This window comes from Streptomyces sp. AC550_RSS872 (assembly GCF_019049285.1).
GTDB lineage: Bacteria > Actinomycetota > Actinomycetes > Streptomycetales > Streptomycetaceae > Streptomyces.
Window position 1 is genome coordinate 1 of record NZ_JAGMUL010000100.1, and the last position, 669, is coordinate 669.

The 669-nt window shown below is 57.2% G+C and carries 1 rRNA gene; it reads right to left on the reverse strand.

Annotated elements, in window-relative coordinates:
* Nucleotides 1-669 (reverse strand): 23S ribosomal RNA (locus tag KUM44_RS31575); the annotation flags it as partial.

Genomic DNA, 669 nt, shown 5'->3' on the forward strand with positions numbered 1-669 from the left:
TCGCCTTACGGCTTCGCACGGACCTGTGTTTTTAGTAAACAGTCGCTTCTCGCTGGTCTCTGCGGCCACCCCCAGCTCAGGACGTAAAGCCCATCACCAGGCATGGCCCCCCTTCTCCCGAAGTTACGGGGGCATTTTGCCGAGTTCCTTAACCATAGTTCACCCGAACGCCTCGGTATTCTCTACCTGACCACCTGAGTCGGTTTAGGGTACGGGCCGCCATGAAACTCGCTAGAGGCTTTTCTCGACAGCATAGGATCATCCACTTCACCACAATCGGCTCGGCATCAGGTCTCACCCTGCATGAGCGGCGGATTTACCTACCACTCGGGCTACACCCTTACCCCGGGACAACCACCGCCCGGGATGGACTACCTTCCTGCGTCACCCCATCACTCACCTACTACCAACTTGGGCCACCGGCTCCACCACTTTCCTTTCCCCGAAGGGTCCGGAACGGCTTCACGGGCTTAGCATCACTGGATTCGATGTTTGACGCTTCACAGCGGGTACCGGAATATCAACCGGTTATCCATCGACTACGCCTGTCGGCCTCGCCTTAGGTCCCGACTTACCCTGGGCAGATCAGCTTGACCCAGGAACCCTTAGTCAATCGGCGCACACGTTTCTCACGTGTGAATCGCTACTCATGCCTGCATTCTCACTCGT